The organism is Neisseria flava (assembly GCF_982712965.1).
This window is the reverse complement of sequence record NZ_CEXQBZ010000136.1, coordinates 1-20,962: the sequence shown is the minus strand read 5'-3', so window position 1 is coordinate 20,962 and position 20,962 is coordinate 1. Positions and strand designations below refer to the sequence as shown.

The following is a 20,962-nucleotide window of genomic DNA, read 5'->3' as shown; positions in this document are numbered from 1 at the left end:
CAAGTGTTTTATTCTTGAATCTGTTCAAACCACTGATACACTAGTGTTGCACTTGAAATCCGAATCCAAGGACCTTTATTGTATGATTGCCCTATTCCTTTAAAACAAAAACATCCCAACCATCTGCAAGGACAAGCCATGAAAACCATCCACATCCTGACACTTGCCGCACTCTCCTGCTTTTCAGCCTCAACCTTCGCCGCTGATGCCGCACAGATGGCGCAAGGGCAGAAAATTTACGAAACCAACTGCGCCGCCTGCCACGGTAAAAAAGGTGAAGGCAGAGGAACAATGTTCCCTCCCCTGTTCCGTTCCGACTACATCATGAAAAAACCGCAGGTACTGTTGAACAGCATGCTCAAAGGCATCAACGGCCCGATCAAGGTTAACGGCAAACCCTATAACGGCTTTATGCCCGCAACAGCCATCAACGAAGCGGACGTAGCAGCAGTTTCGACCTACATCATGAATGCATTTGATAACGGCGGCGGTACCATCACCGAAAAAGATGTGAAAGCGGCAAAAGGCAAAAAATAACCGCTCCCGCAATCAAGAGGTCGTCTGAAACCATGTTTTCAGACGACCTCTGTTATAATCGTTCCGCTTTGCAATAAATGACTTCCCGATTCCGCCGCCCGAAAGACGGTGTTCCGACCATTAAGGATTTTGATGAATATGTTTACCCAAGCAGCCCAAGAATTGACCACCATCCGCGACATCCTGCGTTTCGCCGTCAGCCGTTTCAACGATGCAGGTTTGTTTTTCGGGCATGGCTCGGACAACGCACACGACGAAGCCGCCTACCTGATCCTGCACACCCTCAACCTGCCGCTGGACACGCTGGAACCTTACCTCGATGCCAAGCTGTTGCAAAGCGAGAAAGAAGAAGTATTGTCAGTGCTGGAACGCCGCGCAGTCGAACACATCCCCGCCGCCTACCTCACCCATCAGGCATGGCAGGGTGATTTCGATTTTTATGTTGACGAACGCGTCATCGTACCGCGCTCGTTTATTTACGAACTGCTCGGCGACAACCTTACTCCTTGGATAGAACACCCCGAATTGGTTCACCGCGCATTGGATTTATGTACCGGCAGCGGCTGCCTCGCAATCCAAATGGCGCACCACTACCCTGCCGCTGAAATTGACGCCGTCGATTTGAGTTTGGATGCGCTGGAAGTAGCGGCCATCAACGTTGAAGATTATGGTTTGGAAGAGCGTATAAACTTGATTCATACCGATTTGTTCGAAGGATTGGAAGGTACATACGACCTGATTGTTTCCAACCCGCCTTATGTCGATGCCGAATCGGTCGATATGTTGCCCGACGAATACCTGCACGAACCCGAACTCGCCTTGGGTAGCGGCGAAGACGGCTTGGACGCTACCCGCCAAATCCTGCTGCACGCCGCCAAATACTTGAATCCCAAAGGCGTCCTGCTGGTCGAAATCGGGCACAACCGCGACGTATTGGAAGCCGCCTACCCCGAATTGCCGTTTACTTGGCTAGAAACCAGCGGCGGCGACGGATTCGTATTCTTACTGACCCGCGAGCAGCTATTGGGCGAATACTAACCCGTCCTTTTTCAAGCAGCATTAATATAAAAAGGTCGTCTGAAAACTTTCAGACGACCTTTTTTCAACCGTTCAAGCGATTAGCAACATCTTCCGCCGTTTGCACCGCAGCGGCGTTTGCGGCAGTAGTCTTGAAATTGCAGCTCGGTCATGACGGGGGCGTTAGGATTATGTTTGCGTTGTTGTGCAACGTAGTTTTCATAATCGGGCACCCCTGCCATGAGGTTGGCGGTAAGTTTGGCGGTTTTCCACCAAGCGGCGAGTTTACGCTTCACTTTGTGCCTCCGGTTGTTTACCGTCGCGGTACACCGCCGGAATTTCTTTAGCGGTCGGCCAGCCGACTTTGCGTGCTTTCATAGCGGTACGCACGCCGTAGATGGCAACGACGACGACGACGGAGAGGAACAATGCGGTCAGACCGGCATTGATCTGGTCGTTGAAGATGATTTGCGACATTTCGCCGATGTCTTTAGCGGGCGCGAGGACTTCGTTTTTAGCCAATGCGTCGCTGTATTTGCCGGCATGGGCAAGGAAGCTGACGCGCGGGTCGCTGTGGAACAGTTTTTGCAGACCGGCGTAGCAGGTTACAAACAGTACGCCGACGGCAGGAACGAGTGCCACCCAGACATAACGGTCGCGTTTCATCTTAATCAACACAACGGCACACATAATCAAGGCTACGCCTGCCAGCATTTGGTTGGCGATGCCGAACAAAGGCCAGAGCGAGTTGATGCCGCCCAGCGGGTCGGTTACGCCGGTGTAGAGGAAGTAGCCCCACAATGCCACGGCAAAGAAGGTCGCAATCAGGTTGGCAGGGATGGAGTCGGTGTTGCCGAAAGGTTTGTAGAAAATACTGCCCAAGTCTTGAATCATGAAGCGTGCGACGCGGGTACCGGCATCGACGGCGGTCAGGATGAACAAGGCTTCAAACAACAGGGCAAAGTGATACCAGAATGCCATCATGGCTTCGCCCGGAATCAGGCGGCTCATGATGTGTGCCATACCGACTGCGAGGGTAGGCGCACCGCCCGCACGGGAAAGGATGGTGTTTTCGCCGACTTCTTTAGCGGTGTGCAACAGGGTTGCGGCATCGACAGGGAATTGCAGCTTGGTGGTAATTACTTCGGCGGCAGTATTGGCGTCTGTGCCGATCAAGGCAGCAGGGCTGTTCATGGCGAAGTACACGCCGGGATCAAGCGATGCGGCAGCGGCAAGCGCCATAATGGCCACGAAACTTTCCATCAACATACCGCCGTAACCGATCATGCGGACGTGGGTTTCGTTTTCCAGCATTTTCGGCGTAGTACCGGAAGAAATCAGCGCGTGGAAGCCTGAAACCGCACCACAGGCGATGGTAATGAAGAGGAACGGGAACAATGCACCTGAGAATACTGGGCCGGAACCGTCGATAAAGTGGGTCACGGCAGGCATTTGCAGCGCAGGGCTGACGATGAGGATGCCGATGGCGAGTGCGACAATCGTACCGATTTTCAGGAAGGTAGAGAGATAGTCGCGCGGTGTCAGCAGCAGCCATACCGGCAATACTGATGCTACGAAGCCGTAAATCATAATCGCCCAAGTGAGCTGGATGCCGTCAAGGTCAAACCAGTGACCGATGGAGCTGTGCGCCACATTGTCGCCGTAAATAACCGCCAGCATCAGCAGGATAAAGCCGACGATGGAAATTTCGCCGATTTTGCCCGGACGGATATAGCGGGTGTAAATACCCATAAACAGCGCAATCGGCATGGTGGCGGCAATCGTAAACGTACCCCAAGGGCTGTGAACCAGTGCTTTCACCACAATCAACGCCAACACCGCCATGATGATAACCATAATCATCAAAATACCGATGGACGCGATCACGCCGGGTACAGTGCCGAGTTCTTGTTTTACGATATCGCCCAAAGACTTACCGTCGCGGCGCATGGAGACGAACAAGACCATCATGTCTTGTACCGCGCCGGCAAACACTACGCCGAAGATAATCCACAGCGTACCCGGCAGATAACCCATTTGCGCAGCCAGTACGGGACCAACCAAGGGGCCTGCGCCCGCAATCGCGGCAAAGTGGTGTCCGAACAATACGCCTTTGTGTGTCGGCACATAGTCCAAACCGTCATTGTGCCGTTCGGCGGGCGTGAGGCGGTTCGGATCAAGCTGCATCACATATTTGGCGATGTAGAGACTGTAAAAACGGTAAGCGATGCAGTACACCGATACGGCGGCGGTGACCATCCATACCGCACTGACCTGCTCGCCCCGACTGAGGGCCAGAGTGGTAAAGGACGCTACGCCGACCAAAACCACAATGCCCCAAATGAGGAACGTTTTGAGCGATTTCATTGTTTAATCCTTAAAATACAAGAGTGAGAATGTTCGGGTTCTTATTGTTGCGGAGGGACAAACTGCATCCCGAAGCTTTTGTGGAGGAAAAAATGAAGCGATGATGGTGCGGGAACCCTGGCTTGAAATAATTAATAAACAAGGGAACTAAAATCCTAGAATGTTAACTATTATCAAGCCTAGCGTAAGGTTAACACAATCCGATAACGTGCGGGCTAGATTTAACTCAAATAATCGTCATTCATTACGATGTTACCGTGCATTTCTTGACAAATTCTTTACAAATACCATAAAGCCACACTACCCGCTTGCATACGTTTAAAAGGATAACGCCATTCCAATTCAATCAGCCCCATAAACAAAAAGGTCGTCTGAAAACCTGTTTTCAGACGACCTCTATCTTTTTTAAAACTCAATAATCTGTTTCAAATCAATCCGCTTCCAAAACCACTTTCATGGCTTGGTTTTCGGCGGCGTGTTTGAACACGTCGTAGGCTTTTTCCAATTCGCTGAATTTGAAATGGTGGGTCAACATTTTGGTGTAATCGACGGAGCTGCTGGAAATTGCCTTCATCAGCATTTCGGTGGTATTGGCGTTTACCAGACCGGTTGTGATGGCGAGGTTTTTAATCCAGAGTTTTTCGAGTTTGAAATCAACGGATTGACCGTGTACACCGACAACGGCGATATGGCCACCCGGTTTGACGATGTCTTGACACATATTCCATGTAGCGGGGATACCGACGGCTTCGATGGCGCAGTCCACGCCGTCTTCGCCGACGATAGCAAAGACTTGTTTGGATACGTCGCCTGAAGCGGGACTGATGGTATGGGTTGCGCCCAACTCTTTCGCCAGTTTCAAACGGTTTTCGTCCATATCGCAAACGATGATAGCGGCGGGGCTGTACAGTTGGGCGGTCAACAGGGCGGACATGCCGACAGGACCTGCACCTGCGATGAATACGGTGTCGCCGGGTTTGACATCGCCGTATTGCACGCCGATTTCGTGGGCGGTCGGCAAGGCGTCGCTCAACAGCAGGGCGACTTCTTCATTAACGTTGTCGGGCAGCGGAACAAGGCTGTTGTCGGCATAAGGTGTGCGGACGTATTCGGCCTGTGTGCCGTCGATCATGTAGCCCAAAATCCAGCCGCCGTTGCGGCAGTGTGAATAGAGTTGGATTTTGCAGTTGTCGCAAGTACAGCATTTGCTGACGCATGAAATAATGACTTTATCACCGACTTTGATGTTTTTTACAGCCTCGCCGACTTCTTCTACAATACCGATGCCTTCATGACCGAGAATACGGCCGTCGGCAACTTCGGGGTTTTTGCCTTTCCAAATACCCAAGTCGGTACCGCAAATCGTGGTTTTGACAATTTTCACCACTGCATCGGTCGGATCGATAATCTGCGGACGGGGTTTTTCTTCAAAACGAATGTCGTTTGCGCCGTGATAAACCATTGCTTTCATGCTGATACTCCTTGCTTGTTGATAAATGATTTCAATACTGCAATAAAGTCTCTTTATATGAGTTATATACCCCTATAAAACGTAAGTCAATAAGAATTATTTTCACAATGTTATACCATAACATACTGTTTTAAATATAAATAAAACCACTGATTGATATTAATGAACACACCCACCTCCTTCTCCGAACGGCTCATCCGCTGGCAAAAACAATACGGCAGGCACCATCTCCCTTGGCAGGTCAAAAACCCTTATTGCGTTTGGCTTTCCGAAATCATGCTCCAGCAAACGCAGGTCGCCACTGTGTTGGACTACTATCCGCGTTTCTTGGAAAAATTCCCGACCGTACAGGCACTTGCCGCCGCGCCGCAAGACGAAGTGTTGTCGCTGTGGGCGGGCTTGGGCTATTACAGCCGCGCGCGCAATCTGCACAAAGCCGCGCAACAAGTCGTCGAACAATTCGGCGGCACGTTTCCATCCGAACGCAAAGACTTGGAAACCCTCTGCGGCGTAGGCAGAAGCACCGCCGCCGCCATTTGCGCCTTCGCCTTCAACCGCCGCGAAACCATTTTGGACGGCAACGTCAAACGCGTACTCTGCCGCGTGTTCGCCCGCGACGGCAATCCGCAGGACAAAAAATTTGAAAACTCGCTCTGGACGCTTGCCGAAAGCCTGCTGCCGTCTGAAAACGCCGATATGCCCGCCTATACGCAAGGTTTAATGGACTTGGGCGCAACCGTGTGCAAACGGACAAAACCCTTGTGCCATCAATGCCCGATGGCGGACATCTGCGAAGCGAAAAAGCAAAACCGTATCGCCGAGCTGCCGCGCAAAAAAACCGCCCCCGAAGTGCAAACCCTGCCGCTTTACTGGCTGATTGTCCGCAACCAAGACGGCGAAATCCTGCTGGAAAAACGTCCTGCCAAAGGCATTTGGGGCGGGCTGTATTGCGTGCCGTGTTTTGAAACCCTGAACGAAACATACGATTGCGCCGAGAAGCTCGGCATTTTTTCAGACGACCTCGAAGAACAACCCGCCCTCACCCACCGCCTGACGCATCGTTTATTGATGATTACGCCGTTTGAAGCACAAATCAGTTCGCCCGACACGCTGCCCCGTTCTGAAAACGCATCAAAAGATAACCGCTTCTGGGTGAAACCCGAAAATTTGGCGGATTACGGTTTGCCCAAACCGCTGGCAGATTATTTGAAACAACGGCAGCAGGCATTGTTTTAAAAATGCTTGAAAATCAAACAGGCAGCATCCAACTCTAAAACACAATAAACATACCCTCGCGTTATACAAACCCGCCCTCGCCCGTCAGGAATCCCATGCACACACTCCCCCTGCTTACCCAACAGTTCACCGAACTCTCGCCGTTTTTCTATTCCCGCGTTTCTCCAGAGCCGCTGACCACGCCCTACTGGGTCGCCTTCAACACCGATTTGGCGGCAGAGTTGAATCTGGATACAGATTTTCAGACGACCGCCAACCTTGCCTACCTCAGCGGCAACGCCCCGCAATACGCGCCCGCACCCATTGCCGGTGTTTACAGCGGCCATCAGTTCGGCGTCTATACTCCGCGCCTCGGCGACGGACGCGCCATTCTGATTGGCGATTCCATCGATGCCGCGAGACAACGCCAAGAGTGGCAACTTAAAGGCGCAGGCAAAACGCCCTATTCGCGCTTTGCCGACGGTCGCGCCGTCTTGCGCTCCTCCATCCGCGAATACCTCTGTTCCGAAGCCATGCACGGTCTCGACATCCCCACAACCCGCGCCCTCGCCCTGTGCGGCAGCGACGACCCCGTTTATCGGGAAACCGTCGAAACCGCAGCCGTCCTAACCCGCATCGCCCCGAGCTTTCTGCGTTTCGGCCATTTCGAATATTTCTACTACACCGGCCGCGAAGCCGAAATCCGACAACTTGCCGACTACCTCATCCGGCATTACTACCCCGACTGCCAAGATGCCGACAACCCTTACGCCGCCCTGTTGGTACAAATCCGCAACCGCACCGCAGACACCGTCGCCACATGGCAAAGCGTCGGCTTCTGCCACGGCGTGATGAATACCGACAACATGTCCGCATTGGGGCTGACCATAGACTACGGTCCCTTCGGTTTCCTCGACGACTACGACCGCCGCCACGTCTGCAACCACTCCGACACCCAAGGCCGCTACGCCTACAATGCCCAGCCCTTCGTCGCCCATTGGAATTTCGCCGCCCTCGCCTCCTGCTTCGACGCCCTCGTCCCACACGACACCCTCGAACAACTCATCGACGGCTGGACAGAAGTTTTTCAGACGACCTATTTAGAAAAAATGCGCCGCAAACTCGGTTTGCAGCAAGCAGACCAAAGAGACGACGAAAGCCTTATCGCCGACCTCTTCGCCGCCCTGCAAGATCAAAAAACCGACTTCACCCTGTTTTTCAGAAACCTGTCCGAAGTCAGCAATATGCACGGCGAACCCCTCCCGCCCAAACTCGAACAAACCTTCAAAAACGGCGTCCCACCCGCCTTCACCCGCTGGCTCGGACGCTACCGCCAGCGCCTGCGCGCCGAAAACAGCGATCCCGCCGAACGCGCAACACGCATGAGCCGAACCAATCCGCTCTACATCCTGCGCAACTACCTTGCCGAACAAGCCATCGCCCAAGCCCGAAACGGCGACTACCGCGAAATCGAACGCCTGCGCCGCTGCCTCACCCGTCCCTTTGACGAACAGGCAGAGTTCGCCGACCTTGCCGAACCGCCGCCCGAAGGCAGCATTCCGGTTTGCGTAAGTTGTTCAAGTTGAATAAGATTCTCCAACCAAGCACTTACCTACCTTTGAAACACATCGCAACCTCCGCACCAAATCATCCGAGAACCAAACCCGAAATTTGTCAGATTGCGGCTTGCCCCTCAAAGATTATTGGAAGAAACCGATGACAACATTGTTTTAAAACATTTTTGAGAGATACCTGCTGCTTCAGGTCGTCTGAAAATCAAATCATTGGCGCACAAAAAAGGAAGACCGTTCGGTCTTCCTTTTATTTTGTATTTGCACAATCAACGATGCTGCGGGTTGTAACGGTTTTCCAAGCGCAGGAACACCCAACCTAAGAAAGTCGTCATCATGAGATAAATCAGCGCGACGGTATAGAGCGGTTCTTCATAAACGGAATAGCGGCCGCTAATCGTGCTTTGCACATAAGCCAACTCCGCCACGGCGATAACGGACAAGAGCGAGCTGTCTTTCAAAAGCGTAATAAATTCGCTGGCAAGCGGCGGCAGCATACGGCGCAAAGCCTGCGGAAGAATCACATAGCGCATAGCCTGCGGATAAGTCAGCCCCAGCGAACGCGCCGCTTCCATCTGACCGCGGTCGATGGACTGGATGCCCGCGCGGAAAATCTCGCAGATATACGCGCCGGAGTTGGCAATCAAGGCAAGCGAACCGGCAATCAGCGCGCCGTAAGAACGTCGGATTTCCACCGCCTCGTCGCCGTTAATCAGCAAACCGTCGGTAGGATGGACGAAAAACGGGAACCAGACGTAAGACCAAATCACAATCTGCACAAACAGCGGCGTACCACGGAACAGCGTTACATACAGCAGCGAAACCTTACGCAAAACCCAAGCCAGCGCGCGCATGGGTGCACCCGCTTTTTCCAGATGAATCAAGCGCGCCAGCGCGAGCAGCAGACCCAATACGGAGCCGCCCGCCGTCGCCACTACGGTCAAACCCAGCGTCGTCAGCGCGCCGTAGAAAAACATCCAGCGGTATTCGTAAATAATGTCAAACCGAAAATCCATACTCGTCCGCCTGTCTAAAACTCTGGGAAACGGTTTGCGGCAGCCGCCCGATTCCCGAACATTGGAAAAATGAAACTCAATATTTTACAAGAAAATACATTCTTTGAATGCCTTTTTGTTAAATTAATCGGGTTGCATTCGTTTTTTTACATTTCCCCATCCGTCGCGCCTATCCGCCAATCGTCGCACTCGAATCCGTTTTCTTCTGAAAAAACAACGCAAAACAATCCCGATATGCCGTCGCAAAATTGACCGTCCCGACAAAAAGGCGGATAATCCGCCCATCCTTAAAACACCGTTTCAGACGACCTTTTCCCGTGATTTAAAAGGTCGTCTGAAGCCTTTTATAAAGCACGAACATGAAAGCACCCGAACTCCTCCTTCCCGCCGGCGGTCTCGAACGTATGCGCGCCGCCTACGATTACGGCGCAGACGCCGTTTATGCCGGCAGCCCGCGTTACTCCCTGCGCGCCCGAAACAACGAATTTGCCAAACTCGACGTCCTCGAGCAAGGCATTAAAGAAGCGCACGAGCGCAACAAAAAATTCTTTTTGACCGTCAACACCCTGCCGCACAATTCCAAACTTAAAACCTTCGTCGCCGACATGGAACCGCTGATTGCCATGAAGCCCGACGCGCTGATTATGGCGGATCCGGGTTTGATTATGACCGTGCGCGAAAAATGGCCGGAGATGCCGATCCACCTGTCCGTACAGGCCAACACCACCAACTACTGGGGCGTGAAATTCTGGCAGAACATCGGCGTCGAGCGCATCATCCTGTCGCGCGAATTGAGCATGGAAGAAATCGCCGAAATCCGCCAAGAATGCCCCGACATCGAACTCGAAGTCTTCATCCACGGCGCATTGTGCATCGCCTACTCAGGCCGTTGCCTATTGTCGGGCTATTTCAACCACCGCGACCCCAACCAAGGCACCTGCACCAACTCCTGCCGCTGGGACTACAAAGTCCACAACGCCACTGAAAGCGATGCGGGCGACGCCCAGCTTCTGCAAGGTTTCAACTTTGAAAAAGCCCAAGAAGAAGCCAACCAAAACTTCGAAGGCATCAACGGTCAGAAACGCCACCCCTACGCCGACAAAGTTTTCCTGATTGAAGAGTCCAACCGCCCGGGCGAGATGATGCCGATTATGGAAGACGAACACGGCACCTACATCATGAATTCCAAAGACCTGCGCGGCATCGAAGTCGTCGAGAAACTCGCCAAAATCGGCGTGGACAGCCTCAAAGTCGAAGGCCGTACCAAGTCGCTCTACTACGTCGCCCGCGTCGCCCAGTCCTACCGCAAAGCGATTGACGATGCCGTCGCAGGCCGTCCGTTTGACTACGGCTTGTTGAGCGAACTTGAAGGCCTCGCCAACCGCGGCTACACCAGCGGCTTCCTTGAACGCCACCAAACCCAAGACTACCAAAACTACCTCAGCGGCCATTCCACCGCCAAGCAAAGCCAATACGTCGGACATGTTACCGAAATCGACGCCGAAGGCTGGGCAACGGTGGAAGTTAAAAACCGCTTCGCCGTCGGCGACACTTTGGAAATCATCCATCCCGAAGGCAACCAAACCATTACGCTGGAACAAATGATCCGCAAAGGCGCAGCCGTCGAAGTCGCCCCAGGCAACGGCATCCAAGTCAAAATCCCGAATATGCAGGGCAAAGAAAAAGCCTTGTTGGCACGGGTCATCAAATAATCAAAAGGTCGTCTGAAATTTTTCAGACGACCTTTTGTCTTTCCTGCTCCGCTTCTTCTAAAATATCCAAATAAACGGTTTCAAAACATTCCTTCAATATTAATATATCCTTATTTTTTCATATTGATTTAACAAGAAAATTTCCTCTGCAATCTTTAATTGATAAAATATAAATGTTTTCAAAACTTAACGTCTGTATGTAAGTTGTTGATTTATGGTTTGGTTATTTTATAAATGGGCTGATTTCTTGAAAATTTGTATTGTTACGGTTTGCTAAGTCGGAGGTTATCCGATAAGGTGGACTATAAGCGGTTACATCCGTGAGTATTAAATTAATCAATAAGATAGTTGATTAAGTAGTTAAAACTGTTAACACCTACAAAAAACGGACAGATCTCCCTCAACCGTTTGCACATCAAACCGTTTGCACACCAAACAGAAAGGAAAAAACCATGCTTCATTATGCAGTTGTTTTCTTCGTCATCGCCATTATTGCAGCCGTACTGGGCTTTGGTGGTATTGCAGGCAGCGCGGCAGGTATCGCTAAAATCCTGTTTGTCGGTTTCCTGATTTTGTCAGTGTTGTCCCTGATTTTTGGCAAGAAAAAATAAAACTGACAAACAGATAAGGCGTAATCGCGCTACCTTCTGAATGAATGTTTTTTAAAACAAAGGTCGTCTGAAATTTTCAGACGGCCTTTCTTCATGTCAAACCTTAATCTTCATACGCTTCCATCGGCGGGCAGGAGCAGACCAGATTTCGGTCGCCGTACACGTCGTCCACGCGGTTGACGCTCGGCCAGAATTTGTTTTCGCGCACGAAAGGCAGCGGGAAGACGGCTTCTTCGCGGGAGTACGGATGCGCCCATTCGCCGGTTACGTCGGCGGCGGTGTGCGGGGCGTTGACCAGCGGGTTGTCGTCTTTCGGCCATTCGCCGCTCTCGACTTTCAACACTTCCTGCTTGATTTGCTTCAGGGCTGCGATGAAGCGGTCGAGTTCGGCTTTGCTCTCGCTTTCGGTCGGTTCGATCATCAGCGTGCCGGCAACGGGAAAGGAGACGGTCGGGGCGTGGAAGCCGTAGTCCATCAGGCGTTTGGCGATGTCGGTTTCGGTGATGCCGCTTTCGGCTTTGAGCGGGCGCAAATCGACGATGCATTCGTGCGCGACGCGGCCGTTTTTGCCTGTGTAGAGAACGGGATAGTCTTCGCTCAGGCGTTTGGCGACGTAGTTGGCGTTGAGCAATGCCCAGCGCGTTGCCTGCTCCATGCCTTGTTTGCCCATCATGGTCAGGTACATCCAGGTAATCGGCAGGATGGACGCAGAACCGAAGGCGGCGGAGGAAACGGCGGTTTGCCCGGCACTTGCGCTGTGCGTGTCGGTCAAGGTATGGCCTGGGGCAAACGGGGCGAGGTGGGCTTTCAGGCCGATGGGACCCATGCCCGGGCCGCCGCCGCCGTGGGGGATACAGAAGGTTTTGTGCAGGTTCATGTGCAACACGTCCGCGCCGACTTCGGCGGGCTGCATGATACCGATTTGGGCGTTGAGGTTGGCGCCGTCCATGTAAACCTGTCCGCCGTTTTCATGGATGATGCGGCAGATGTCGCGGATGCCTTCTTCGTACACGCCGTGGGTGGACGGGTAGGTAATCATGATGGCGGACAAGGCGTCGCGGTGTTGCTCGGCTTTGGCTTTCAAATCGTCGATGTTGACGTTGCCGTGTTCGTCGGTATCGACGACGACGACTTTCAAACCGAGCATGGCGGCGGTGGCGGGGTTGGTGCCGTGGGCGGATTTGGGAATCAGGCAGATGTTGCGGTGCGCTTCGCCTTGATCTTCCTGATAGCGGCGGATGGCGAGCATACCGCTGTATTCGCCCTGCGCGCCGGAGTTGGGCTGGAAGGAAATTGCGTCAAAGCCGGTGATGGCTTTCAGGCTGTTTTCCATGTCGGTCAAGAGTTCGCGGTAGCCTGCGGTTTGGGTTTCGGGGGCGTAGGGGTGGATGTCGGAGAATTCCGCCCAAGTGATCGGCAGCATTTCGGCGGTGGCGTTGAGTTTCATGGTGCAACTGCCTAGCGAAATCATGCTGCGGTTCATTGCCAAATCGCGGTCTTCGAGCTTTTTCAGGTAGCGCAGCATTTCGTGTTCGGTGTGGTAGCGGTTGAACACGGGATGTTGCAAGATATTGTCTTGGCGCAGGAATTCGGTTTTCAGACGACCTTTGACATCGTCTGAAAGCGTAAAGGTGTTGTTGCCGGTAAAGGCGTAGTACAACACGGCAAGGTCTTCGCGCACGGATGTTTCGTGGAAGGCGGCGGCGATTTGGGTGTCGCTGACGCGGCGCAGGTTGTAGCCCAGTTCCAAAGCGGTTTGGAACGCTTTGTCCGCTTTGTCTTTGCTGCCGAAATCGACGGTAACGGTATCGAAGAAGACTTCGTGAACCACTTTCAGGCCGTCTGAAGCCAGCGCGTCGGCAAAGGCGGAAGCCAGCGCGTGAATGCGGTTGGCGATGCGTTTCACGCCTTCGGGGCCGTGATAAACGGCGTACATGCCCGCCAAGTTCGCCAGCAATGCCTGCGCGGTACAAATATTGGACGTGGCTTTTTCGCGGCGGATGTGTTGCTCGCGGGTGGACAACGCCATGCGCAGCGCGGGTTTGCCCGATGCGTCTTTGGATACGCCGATGATGCGGCCCGGGGCGGAGCGTTTGAACTCGTCTTTAAACGCAAAATAAGCGGCGTGCGGCCCGCCGAAGCCCATCGGTACGCCGAAGCGTTGAGTGTTGCCCAACGCAATGTCCGCGCCCAAATCGGCAGGTGATTTCAGCAAGACCAAGCTCATGATGTCGGCGGCAACGGCAACAATCGTGCCTTTGGTTTTCAGACGACCTATAACGCTTTGCAAGTCTTGCACGTCGCCGTCTTTGCCGACGTATTGGAACAGTGCGCCGAAGTATTCACCGTCATCCGCTTTGGCAAAATCGCCGACCACCAGCTCGAAGCCGAAATATTTGGCGCGGGTTTTCATCACGTCCAAAGTCTGCGGATAAACGCGCTCGTCCACGAAGAAACGCTCGGATTTCACCTTGCCCACGCGGTGCGCCATCGCCATCGCTTCGGCGGCGGCAGTTGCCTCGTCCAGCAAAGACGCGCCCGCCACAGGGAAACCGGTCAAATCGATACACACTTGTTGGAAGTTCAGCAACGCTTCCAAACGACCCTGCGCGATTTCCGCCTGATACGGGGTGTAAGCAGTGTACCAACCCGGATTTTCCAATACGTTGCGCAAAATCACGTTCGGCACGCGGGTCGGGTAATAGCCCAAGCCGATATAGGATTTGTTGATCACGTTTTTTGCCGCAATGGCTTTCAGCTTCGCCAAAGCGTCCGCCTCGGTCAGGGCTTCGGGCAGGTCGAGTTCGGACAGCATACGGATGCTTTGCGGCACGGTGTTGCCGACGAAATCGTCCATGCTCTTCTCGCCGAGCGTTTCCAAAAGCGCGGCCTCGTCGCCGAAACTCAAATGCCGCGCGGCAAATTCGTTGGGGTTAAACAGTTCGGATAGTTTCATTTCTACTCCTTCGGTGTTGTAGGAATCTGCCGCGAAGGCAGGTGTTTTGATGTTTCAGACGGCGTTTGGATTCGGGAGGTCGTCTGAAAGGTAAGGTTCACTGTATTGGTTATGTGAGTTTATTATTGATTAGGCTTGTAATGATAATTTTTCAAATCACTATCAAGAGACCAAATCCAAATTTCACTCATAGGAGATTTGAATTTGGCTTTCTCATATTCCTTGATGATGCTTAAATCCCCAAAACTTGTTCCTTCATGTCTATCAGGAGTCTTATTTCTACCTGCCGAATCAGGAAATTCAGCCAACCATTTCAATACCTCTCCCGTATCTGGAAAATCACTGGTCCGATAAGGAGCTTCCCCTGTTATAGCTTGACGAACATGATTACAAAATCTCTGTGCCGTTTTTCTCCGCACATTACCATCTCCATTTTGAGCAATATGATTTCCTGTTTCCAAAACAGTAGCCATAGGTAACATAAACGTCGCTCCTAAGTTAATATATTCTTTAAAATTATTAATTACTCTCTCTTTCTCATTATTTTTGTTCAGCACATCTAGAATATTCAAAAAAACACTGGTATCAATAATACATATCGAATTCATCACGAATTCCCCTTGATATTTTCCAGCCATGCTAAAGCCTTCCGCTTTTTCTCTTCCTTATCAACAGGATTTTTCACAAAACGGTCAACAATACCTTTTGTGACCAATCCTCCCAATTTACCCTGCAGAATCAACTCAGGATAATCGGATAAGTCAGATAGTTTAATTAAACGGCTGTCCCCTTCGTTCATATCGCGATAACAAAAAACCACATCACCTAACGCATTATCAGGAAGTGCATCCATCAGAGCAGGATTATGAGTTGAAAGCAATAATCTAATTTTTCTTTTCTCGGCTTGTCTTTGCATAGTTTCCAGCAACTGCCTTGCCCTTGAAGGGTGAATTCCATTATCAACCTCCTCTATCACAACAGTCGAACCCTCCTGAACTGACAACAAAGCGGCGGCAATAGCCAAGACACGCAAAGTACCATCTGAAAGTAATCCGGCAGACTGACTTCGTTCTTGATTTCCAAAATTTTCAACCAATTCTAAGTAGACTTCCCCCCTACCATTTTTTGAAAATCGAATATCTTTGATATCCTGCTCTGGCAAACTTTTTATGAAATCAAGAATAGCCGGTCGATTCTTTTCATTTTCCCATAGCGTATAAAGCACACCAGACAAATTCGAGCAATTCCCCTGAAGCCTTCTGTTCGGATAACTATCTTCTCTCATTAAATATGAAACAGGGTCTAAAAATAAGGTATTACTAAGTAATTCTTGAAATCTATTAGTAATTTTTGGAATTTCTTTTTGCGCTTTTTTATCTTTTGCCGCAAACGGTGCCGGACTAGATAATTGATTCATGATAGTGATTTGGTCTGTACAGCGAATTTGAGGTTTTTTTCCTCCATTAGCAAAATTATTGTATGCCACGCTGACATCTGTTCCCAAACCCTTCGATATTTGCTTAATTTCATACAAAGGTACTTTCTCATCAACAGCAGTGATTTTTTCCTGCTTTATATGTAACTCTTCATTATTTCTTAAATCCAACTCCACTTCGAAAGTATTCCATGTTTTATCATCCGTAGTGCCCCCTAAAACAAAGGAGCCTGACTCAGGGTAAAATAAATCCCATACATTCCCTCGAATAATTTTTTCTGAATCATTAACTGCATTTTGTAAAACCGATAATTTCTGGCCGCCAGCCAACCAACATAAAAATCTAAAAGCTTCAATCGCATTACTTTTACCGGAAGCATTTGCACCAATCATTAAAGTCAATGGAGCAAGGTGTAAATCCTGATTTTTATAACTTTTAAAATTTTGTATATGGATCTTTTGAAGCATTTGTATATACCTTTCGAATATTCCATTCTCACCGGAGAAATATCTACATTATAACAACGGAGAAATTACCCCATAAAAAATGTATTCAAACAAAACCAATAACTCACAAAAAAACCTCTTCCTTCAAAAACTTCTCCAGCCTCTCCACAAATACCCTATATCCCACCCCATTGGCATGTATTTGTTCGACTGCTTCTTTAAAGACCGTCTGGAAACAGATTTTGCCCAAACCCGTTTTCAGACGACCTCTATCCATTTCGGGCGGCATTCTAAAACTCCTTGATAAACCGGACAGCTTTCAATATGCGCGCCGGGCAGGTAGCCGGTACTCATCAGAAATTCGCCGACGATTTCGCCGCCGACAAATTTGAAATGTTTTTTAAACAGCTTCACCCATTCAACCTTGTCGAGCGGATGGTTCGCATCCAGCCAGTTTTTGAATGAGCCGTATTCTTGCTGTATTTGTTTGATTTGTCGCGCGTTATAAATGGCTGCGTTGATTTTCAGGCGGTTTCGGACGATACCTGCATCGGCAAGCAACCGCTCAATATCGGTTTCGTCAAATGCGGCGACCGTATCGATGTCGAAACCTTTAAATGCCGTCTGAAATGCCTGCTGCTTCTTCAGCATCAGCGTCCAGCTCAATCCTGCCTGATTGATTTCCAACACCAGCCGCTCAAACAATTCATTGTCGTCCTCAATCGGAAAACCGTATTGCGTGTCGTGATAATGTTTGTTGGGGTTGTCCGTATCGTCAGGAAGCGTGGCGACAAATTCGCAGTAATTCATGTTTGCTGAGGAAAAATTGAAACAAAGGCCGTCTGAAAGCATTTTCAGACGACCTAAGACCTGCAATATCAAACAGATGAAAAACCTGTTTGGATGTTTGCAAAAATCAAGCTACTTCGCCTGCGTATTGTTCGGCAGTCAGCAGACCGTCGTAATCGGCAGGGTTGGCAGGTTTGATTTTGAAGAACCAGCCTGCGCCGTAAGGATCGCTGTTGGCGGTTTCCGGCGCGCCGGGCAAATCTTCGTTGACGGCAACGACTTCGCCTGCAATCGGCGCGTACACGTCGGACGCGGCTTTCACAGACTCAACCACACCGGCTTGTTCTTCAGCGGCAAGGTTTGCGCCGACTTCGGGCAGCTCGACGAACACGATGTCGCCCAATAACTCTTGCGCGTGGTGGGTAATGCCGACGGTGATGGTACCGTCTTCTTCAAGGCGCAGCCATTCGTGGCTGGCAACGTATTTCAGTTCGGCTGGGATGTTGTTACTCATGGTTAATTCTCCATTGGTTTTTTGGTTTGAAGGTCGTCTGAATCATGCTGTCTCAGGCAGATTGTTTCACGGTTTTTCCAACATTGCTTCTAATTTTTGCTGATCTCGTTTATACCAATTTATTAAATAATTTTCTTCTATTCGGCTACGCGAGCCATAACGTATCACGTTTAAATATCCATTATCATTATGTTTAAACTGAATTCCCACCAACTTTCTAGAATTAATTAAAAAATAAATGATATTGTCTGAACAATTATGTGGTTCACATACTGTTGCTCGTTGGTATTTCTGTGAACCAATTATTACAGGTTCTAATGGTGTAGCAACACCCCCCGCCCCTTTCAACCAATCATCATTTTTATCTCTGACTTCTCGCCATACTTCTTGTCCCCAAATTGCTTTATACGGCTGTTTTTTCACCAAATCAAAAGGATAAATCTCTTTAGCAGAAGCAAACCCCGTAACTAGTACCCAAAATGTAGCTGCAATTGTTATAACCTTACTTTTTCTCATAAAAGTTACCTATTTCATTTTGAATTCATAATTTTCGAAGAGGACAGTAAATTACGTCCTCGTTACGAAAACTAATCTAACGTTTAAAACTGTTTCTGCCCATTACGCACAAACGGCAGCTTCAATACGCGCACGTCCACTTCCTTACCGCGCATCAGCACTTTGGCGGTATCGCCGTCAAAATCTTTCGGTACGCGGGCGATAGCGATGGATTGTTTCAGGCTGGGTGAGAATACGCCGCTGGTGGTTTCGCCTTTGCCTTTGTCGGTCAACACTTCCATATGCGCCCGCAGGATGCCGCCTTTGTCGAGCAGCAAACCGACTTGTTTGACGGCAACGCCTTTTTCTTTCAATGCCAACAAGGCGGCTTTGCCGACGAAATCGCGGTTTTCGTCTTTCAAATCAACGGTCCAGCCCATGCCTGCTTCGAGCGGGCTGGTGTCGTCGTCCATATCGTTGCCGTAAAGGTTCATACCGGCTTCCATGCGCAGGGTGTCGCGCGCACCGAGACCGCAGGGCTGTACGCCGGCTTGTTGCAGGGCTTTGAAGAATGCGACAGCTTCGGTGCCGGGCAGGATGACTTCGACGCCGTCTTCGCCGGTGTAGCCGGTGCGGGCGACAAACCAGTCGTTGCCCAAATCCGCGCCTTGGAACGGTTTGAGGTTGTGGACGACATCCGCCCATTCGGGTTTGACGGTCAGGAGTTTTTCAATGGCTTTAGGGCCTTGTACGGCAAGCATACCGAGGTCGTAGCGCGGATTGAAGGCGACGCCGAATTCTTGTCCGACTTTGTGGAACTGGGCGGTGTCTTTTTCGCGGGTCGCGCCGTTGGATACGATGCGGTATTGGGTTTCGGCCTCGTTGGTGCGGTAAACGATCAAGTCGTCAATCACGCCGCCGTTGTCGTTGAGCAGCGCGGAATAAAGGGCTTTACCGACGAAGGCGAGTTTGGCAACGTCGTTGGCAATCAGTTTGCGGAAAAAGGCTTTGGCGTTCGCTCCGGCGACGTCGGTAACGAGCATATGGGATACGTCGAACATACCTGCGTCGGTGCGTACGGCTTCGTGTTCGGCGATTTGTGAACCATAATGGATGGGCAGCTCCCAGCCGGCAAAATCGACCAGCTTCGCGCCTGCATCTTGATGGGCTTGGTGAAACGGGGTGGTTTTCAGGGCAGTCATTCTCAGCTTCTCCGGATTTATTGTTCAGATGCCGTCCGCACAAGATGCGCGGAAGACCCTATCTGTCCTTGAACCTGAGATTTTCGGCCATATCCGCTTAATGGCAAACCAGTCTGCTCACTGCTTTGCGCGGTTGTCTGAATGGTGGTTCAGACGACCTTCTCCCCTTCGGTGGGTGCGATCGCACCGCTCTCCAGATGTTTTATTTCAATGTGCAGTCCCTGTTGCCTGAGCGATTTAAGGGCATCTGCGCCTTCGGCGGCTACGCGTAACCTGATGTAGCTCTCTCCTGCACATGGCGCGATTATGGCTTGAAAAGGCAGTTTGGGCAAGCCGTCTCTTTGAAATAAAGCCGTTGTGAAAACCTCCAAAATCACAAACCATTTAACACAGATTATACCGACAAATCACCTGTCATTAGAGGATAATATGTTAAAAACAACTTATTTAGGATATAATGCTACCAACTTAACCAACCGACCCGGCAAACGGGTTTGGAGAAAGAACGCAAATGACCCAGCAGATTACTTTAGATAAAACCGATTTGAAAATTTTACAGGTTTTACAGGAAAACGGACGTTTGACCAATGTCGAGCTGGCGGAACGTATCTCCCTCTCCCCCTCACCCTGCCTGCGCCGCCTCAAACAACTGGAAGACGCAGGCATCATCCGCCGCTATGCCGCCCTACTCTCTTCCGCAGCCGTCGATTTGGGCTTACAGGCGTTTATCCGCGTTTCCATCAGCAAGGCAAAAGATGCGCGCGAAGACTTTGCGCAATCGGTACAAGGATGGCCGGAAGTATTAAGCTGCTTCGCCCTCACCGGTGAAACCGACTACCTGCTCCACGCATTTTTCACCGATATGAATGCTTTTTCCCATTTCGTCTTGGATACACTCCTTTCCCACCACGGCGTACAGGACGCGCAATCAAGCTTCGTATTGAAAGAAATCAAAACCACTACCTCCCTGCCGCTTTCGCATTTGGTACGGGAATAGGCAGAGTCTTCAAAAAAGGTCGTCTGGAATCTGAACTGCACCCCAAAAGTTGGACACATCCCCTCCAACTCACAAGGTGCAGTTTTTTATGAGCAAATATACATTACACTTCAAATACCAAGCCGTACTCCACTACCTGCACATACGCAGCCAATAGCGTACCGCAGATCATTACGGCATTTCCCGAACCCACCTGCGGCGATGGATACGCGCCTATCAGGAAGGCGGTATCGGCGGACTCGAACATCCACAATCCAAAACCATGACCGAACACCGCAAAAACCCCTTCATCGCCGACAAACCCGACCACGAAAAAACACAGGCAGAGCTTATCGAAGAGTTGTGCTATATGCGCGCAGAGGTTGCCTACCTAAAGGAGTTAAAAGCCCTCAGCCAAAAACAGACCGAAAAGGACAAAGCCAAACCGTCCAAACGCTGAGGGCGCAACACCCGCTCAAATACCTACTGCACATCGCAAACCTGCCCAAAAGCAGCTTTTACTACCATCACCAAGACCGACCCGATCCCGACGAAGCCGACAAAGCCCTCCTTGTCGAAACCTACCGGCGGCATAAAGGACGCTACGGGCAAAGGCGCATTGCCGCAGCAT

The 20,962-nt window shown here is 50.8% G+C and carries 21 protein-coding genes and 1 riboswitch; of the genes, 8 read left to right on the top strand and 13 right to left on the bottom strand.

Annotated features, from left to right (window positions below; all coding sequences use genetic code 11):
- Positions 1–138: 138 nt before the first annotated feature.
- Together AC5M9B_RS10770 and prmB are read left to right on the top strand one after the other, a co-directional pair.
- On the top strand, positions 139–537 hold the full coding sequence (locus tag AC5M9B_RS10770) for a c-type cytochrome (protein ID WP_019270268.1): 399 nt from the start codon (positions 139–141) through the stop codon (positions 535–537).
- A 138-nt stretch (positions 538–675) separates the two neighbouring features.
- On the top strand, positions 676–1,575 hold the full coding sequence (gene prmB, locus AC5M9B_RS10765) for a 50S ribosomal protein L3 N(5)-glutamine methyltransferase (protein WP_487648653.1): 900 nt from the start codon (positions 676–678) through the stop codon (positions 1,573–1,575).
- A gap of 80 nt (positions 1,576–1,655) precedes the next feature.
- Here the strand turns inward: prmB and AC5M9B_RS10760 are convergent, their stop codons facing one another.
- From AC5M9B_RS10760 to AC5M9B_RS10745, 4 genes are all read right to left on the bottom strand, one after another.
- Positions 1,656–1,850: a YbdD/YjiX family protein gene (locus AC5M9B_RS10760; protein ID WP_003744600.1), complete on the bottom strand. Its 195-nt coding sequence runs from the start codon at positions 1,848–1,850 to the stop codon at positions 1,656–1,658.
- Positions 1,840–3,921, bottom strand: coding sequence for a carbon starvation CstA family protein (locus AC5M9B_RS10755; RefSeq protein ID WP_016687297.1), 2,082 nt, complete (start codon positions 3,919–3,921; stop codon positions 1,840–1,842). The genes AC5M9B_RS10760 and AC5M9B_RS10755 overlap by 11 nt, the downstream gene beginning before the upstream one ends.
- Before the next feature lie 278 nt (positions 3,922–4,199).
- Positions 4,200–4,337, bottom strand: coding sequence for a hypothetical protein (locus tag AC5M9B_RS10750; protein WP_180949645.1), 138 nt, complete (start codon positions 4,335–4,337; stop codon positions 4,200–4,202).
- A gap of 14 nt (positions 4,338–4,351) precedes the next feature.
- On the bottom strand, positions 4,352–5,392 hold the full coding sequence (locus AC5M9B_RS10745) for a zinc-dependent alcohol dehydrogenase family protein (RefSeq protein ID WP_114935217.1): 1,041 nt from the start codon (positions 5,390–5,392) through the stop codon (positions 4,352–4,354).
- Positions 5,393–5,554: 162 nt separating this feature from the next.
- Between AC5M9B_RS10745 and mutY the strand changes: the two genes are divergently transcribed.
- Together mutY and AC5M9B_RS10735 are read left to right on the top strand one after the other, a co-directional pair.
- Positions 5,555–6,628, top strand: a complete 1,074-nt coding sequence (gene mutY / locus AC5M9B_RS10740; RefSeq protein ID WP_487648652.1) for an A/G-specific adenine glycosylase — start codon at positions 5,555–5,557, stop codon at positions 6,626–6,628.
- Positions 6,629–6,723: 95 nt separating this feature from the next.
- On the top strand, positions 6,724–8,193 hold the full coding sequence (locus tag AC5M9B_RS10735) for a protein adenylyltransferase SelO (RefSeq protein WP_487648651.1): 1,470 nt from the start codon (positions 6,724–6,726) through the stop codon (positions 8,191–8,193).
- Positions 8,194–8,447: 254 nt separating this feature from the next.
- Here AC5M9B_RS10735 and AC5M9B_RS10730 read toward each other — a convergent pair whose 3' ends face one another.
- A complete protein-coding gene (locus tag AC5M9B_RS10730; RefSeq protein ID WP_003768779.1) occupies positions 8,448–9,194 on the bottom strand; it encodes an amino acid ABC transporter permease in 747 nt (248 codons plus the stop codon).
- A gap of 359 nt (positions 9,195–9,553) precedes the next feature.
- On the opposite strand from AC5M9B_RS10730, the gene trhP reads away from it, so the two are divergent.
- Complete coding sequence (trhP, locus tag AC5M9B_RS10725) at positions 9,554–10,906, top strand: prephenate-dependent tRNA uridine(34) hydroxylase TrhP (RefSeq protein WP_487648650.1); 1,353 nt, start codon at positions 9,554–9,556, stop codon at positions 10,904–10,906.
- Between the two features lie 452 nt (positions 10,907–11,358).
- Positions 11,359–11,517, top strand: coding sequence for a DUF1328 domain-containing protein (locus tag AC5M9B_RS10720; protein WP_003744611.1), 159 nt, complete (start codon positions 11,359–11,361; stop codon positions 11,515–11,517).
- 103 nt (positions 11,518–11,620) lie between these two features.
- Here the strand turns inward: AC5M9B_RS10720 and gcvP are convergent, their stop codons facing one another.
- The 7 genes from gcvP to gcvT form a co-directional block, all read right to left on the bottom strand.
- Positions 11,621–14,473: an aminomethyl-transferring glycine dehydrogenase gene (gene gcvP, locus AC5M9B_RS10715; protein WP_487648649.1), complete on the bottom strand. Its 2,853-nt coding sequence runs from the start codon at positions 14,471–14,473 to the stop codon at positions 11,621–11,623.
- A 122-nt stretch (positions 14,474–14,595) separates the two neighbouring features.
- Positions 14,596–15,111, bottom strand: a complete 516-nt coding sequence (locus AC5M9B_RS10710) for a hypothetical protein (RefSeq protein ID WP_487648648.1) — start codon at positions 15,109–15,111, stop codon at positions 14,596–14,598.
- Positions 15,081–16,376, bottom strand: coding sequence for an AAA family ATPase (locus AC5M9B_RS10705; RefSeq protein WP_487648647.1), 1,296 nt, complete (start codon positions 16,374–16,376; stop codon positions 15,081–15,083). The genes AC5M9B_RS10710 and AC5M9B_RS10705 overlap by 31 nt, the downstream gene beginning before the upstream one ends.
- 237 nt (positions 16,377–16,613) lie before the next feature.
- Positions 16,614–17,165: a DNA-3-methyladenine glycosylase I gene (locus AC5M9B_RS10700; RefSeq protein ID WP_487648646.1), complete on the bottom strand. Its 552-nt coding sequence runs from the start codon at positions 17,163–17,165 to the stop codon at positions 16,614–16,616.
- Positions 17,166–17,271: 106 nt separating this feature from the next.
- Positions 17,272–17,658, bottom strand: a complete 387-nt coding sequence (gcvH, locus tag AC5M9B_RS10695) for a glycine cleavage system protein GcvH (protein ID WP_487648645.1) — start codon at positions 17,656–17,658, stop codon at positions 17,272–17,274.
- 66 nt (positions 17,659–17,724) lie between these two features.
- Positions 17,725–18,174, bottom strand: coding sequence for an Ivy family c-type lysozyme inhibitor (locus tag AC5M9B_RS10690; protein ID WP_039404759.1), 450 nt, complete (start codon positions 18,172–18,174; stop codon positions 17,725–17,727).
- An 83-nt stretch (positions 18,175–18,257) separates the two neighbouring features.
- Positions 18,258–19,355 (bottom strand): glycine cleavage system aminomethyltransferase GcvT, encoded by a 1,098-nt coding sequence (gene gcvT / locus AC5M9B_RS10685; RefSeq protein WP_019270283.1) that lies wholly within the window; start codon positions 19,353–19,355, stop codon positions 18,258–18,260.
- A gap of 205 nt (positions 19,356–19,560) precedes the next feature.
- Positions 19,561–19,657: riboswitch (glycine riboswitch) on the bottom strand.
- Positions 19,658–19,866: 209 nt separating this feature from the next.
- On the opposite strand from gcvT, the gene AC5M9B_RS10680 reads away from it, so the two are divergent.
- Positions 19,867–20,352 carry an Lrp/AsnC family transcriptional regulator gene (locus AC5M9B_RS10680; RefSeq protein WP_003745178.1) on the top strand — a complete coding sequence of 162 codons (486 nt, stop codon included), beginning with the start codon at positions 19,867–19,869 and terminating at the stop codon, positions 20,350–20,352.
- 103 nt (positions 20,353–20,455) lie between these two features.
- Here AC5M9B_RS10680 and AC5M9B_RS10675 read toward each other — a convergent pair whose 3' ends face one another.
- A complete protein-coding gene (locus AC5M9B_RS10675; protein ID WP_244969496.1) occupies positions 20,456–20,599 on the bottom strand; it encodes a hypothetical protein in 144 nt (47 codons plus the stop codon).
- Between AC5M9B_RS10675 and AC5M9B_RS10670 the strand changes: the two genes are divergently transcribed.
- A complete protein-coding gene (locus AC5M9B_RS10670) occupies positions 20,531–20,791 on the top strand; it encodes a helix-turn-helix domain-containing protein (RefSeq protein WP_487648654.1) in 261 nt (86 codons plus the stop codon). The genes AC5M9B_RS10675 and AC5M9B_RS10670 overlap by 69 nt on opposite strands.
- The last annotated feature ends 171 nt before the right edge of the window (positions 20,792–20,962 follow it).

Bases quoted from the DNA above. Each gene is read 5' to 3' on its own strand.
- prmB (WP_487648653.1), top strand. From the start codon at position 676: ATGTTTACCCAAGCAGCCCAAGAATTGACCACCATCCGCGACATCCTG.
- trhP (WP_487648650.1), top strand. From the start codon at position 9,554: ATGAAAGCACCCGAACTCCTCCTTCCCGCCGGCGGTCTCGAACGTATG.
- AC5M9B_RS10690 (WP_039404759.1), bottom strand. From the start codon at position 18,174: ATGAGAAAAAGTAAGGTTATAACAATTGCAGCTACATTTTGGGTACTA.
- AC5M9B_RS10730 (WP_003768779.1), bottom strand. From the start codon at position 9,194: ATGGATTTTCGGTTTGACATTATTTACGAATACCGCTGGATGTTTTTC.
- gcvH (WP_487648645.1), bottom strand. From the start codon at position 17,658: ATGAGTAACAACATCCCAGCCGAACTGAAATACGTTGCCAGCCACGAA.
- AC5M9B_RS10680 (WP_003745178.1), top strand. From the start codon at position 19,867: ATGACCCAGCAGATTACTTTAGATAAAACCGATTTGAAAATTTTACAG.
- AC5M9B_RS10705 (WP_487648647.1), bottom strand. From the start codon at position 16,376: ATGCTTCAAAAGATCCATATACAAAATTTTAAAAGTTATAAAAATCAG.
- gcvP (WP_487648649.1), bottom strand. From the start codon at position 14,473: ATGAAACTATCCGAACTGTTTAACCCCAACGAATTTGCCGCGCGGCAT.
- AC5M9B_RS10675 (WP_244969496.1), bottom strand. From the start codon at position 20,599: ATGTTCGAGTCCGCCGATACCGCCTTCCTGATAGGCGCGTATCCATCG.
- AC5M9B_RS10720 (WP_003744611.1), top strand. From the start codon at position 11,359: ATGCTTCATTATGCAGTTGTTTTCTTCGTCATCGCCATTATTGCAGCC.
- AC5M9B_RS10700 (WP_487648646.1), bottom strand. From the start codon at position 17,165: ATGAATTACTGCGAATTTGTCGCCACGCTTCCTGACGATACGGACAAC.
- AC5M9B_RS10770 (WP_019270268.1), top strand. From the start codon at position 139: ATGAAAACCATCCACATCCTGACACTTGCCGCACTCTCCTGCTTTTCA.
- AC5M9B_RS10735 (WP_487648651.1), top strand. From the start codon at position 6,724: ATGCACACACTCCCCCTGCTTACCCAACAGTTCACCGAACTCTCGCCG.
- AC5M9B_RS10745 (WP_114935217.1), bottom strand. From the start codon at position 5,392: ATGAAAGCAATGGTTTATCACGGCGCAAACGACATTCGTTTTGAAGAA.
- AC5M9B_RS10710 (WP_487648648.1), bottom strand. From the start codon at position 15,111: ATGGCTGGAAAATATCAAGGGGAATTCGTGATGAATTCGATATGTATT.
- AC5M9B_RS10755 (WP_016687297.1), bottom strand. From the start codon at position 3,921: ATGAAATCGCTCAAAACGTTCCTCATTTGGGGCATTGTGGTTTTGGTC.
- gcvT (WP_019270283.1), bottom strand. From the start codon at position 19,355: ATGACTGCCCTGAAAACCACCCCGTTTCACCAAGCCCATCAAGATGCA.
- mutY (WP_487648652.1), top strand. From the start codon at position 5,555: ATGAACACACCCACCTCCTTCTCCGAACGGCTCATCCGCTGGCAAAAA.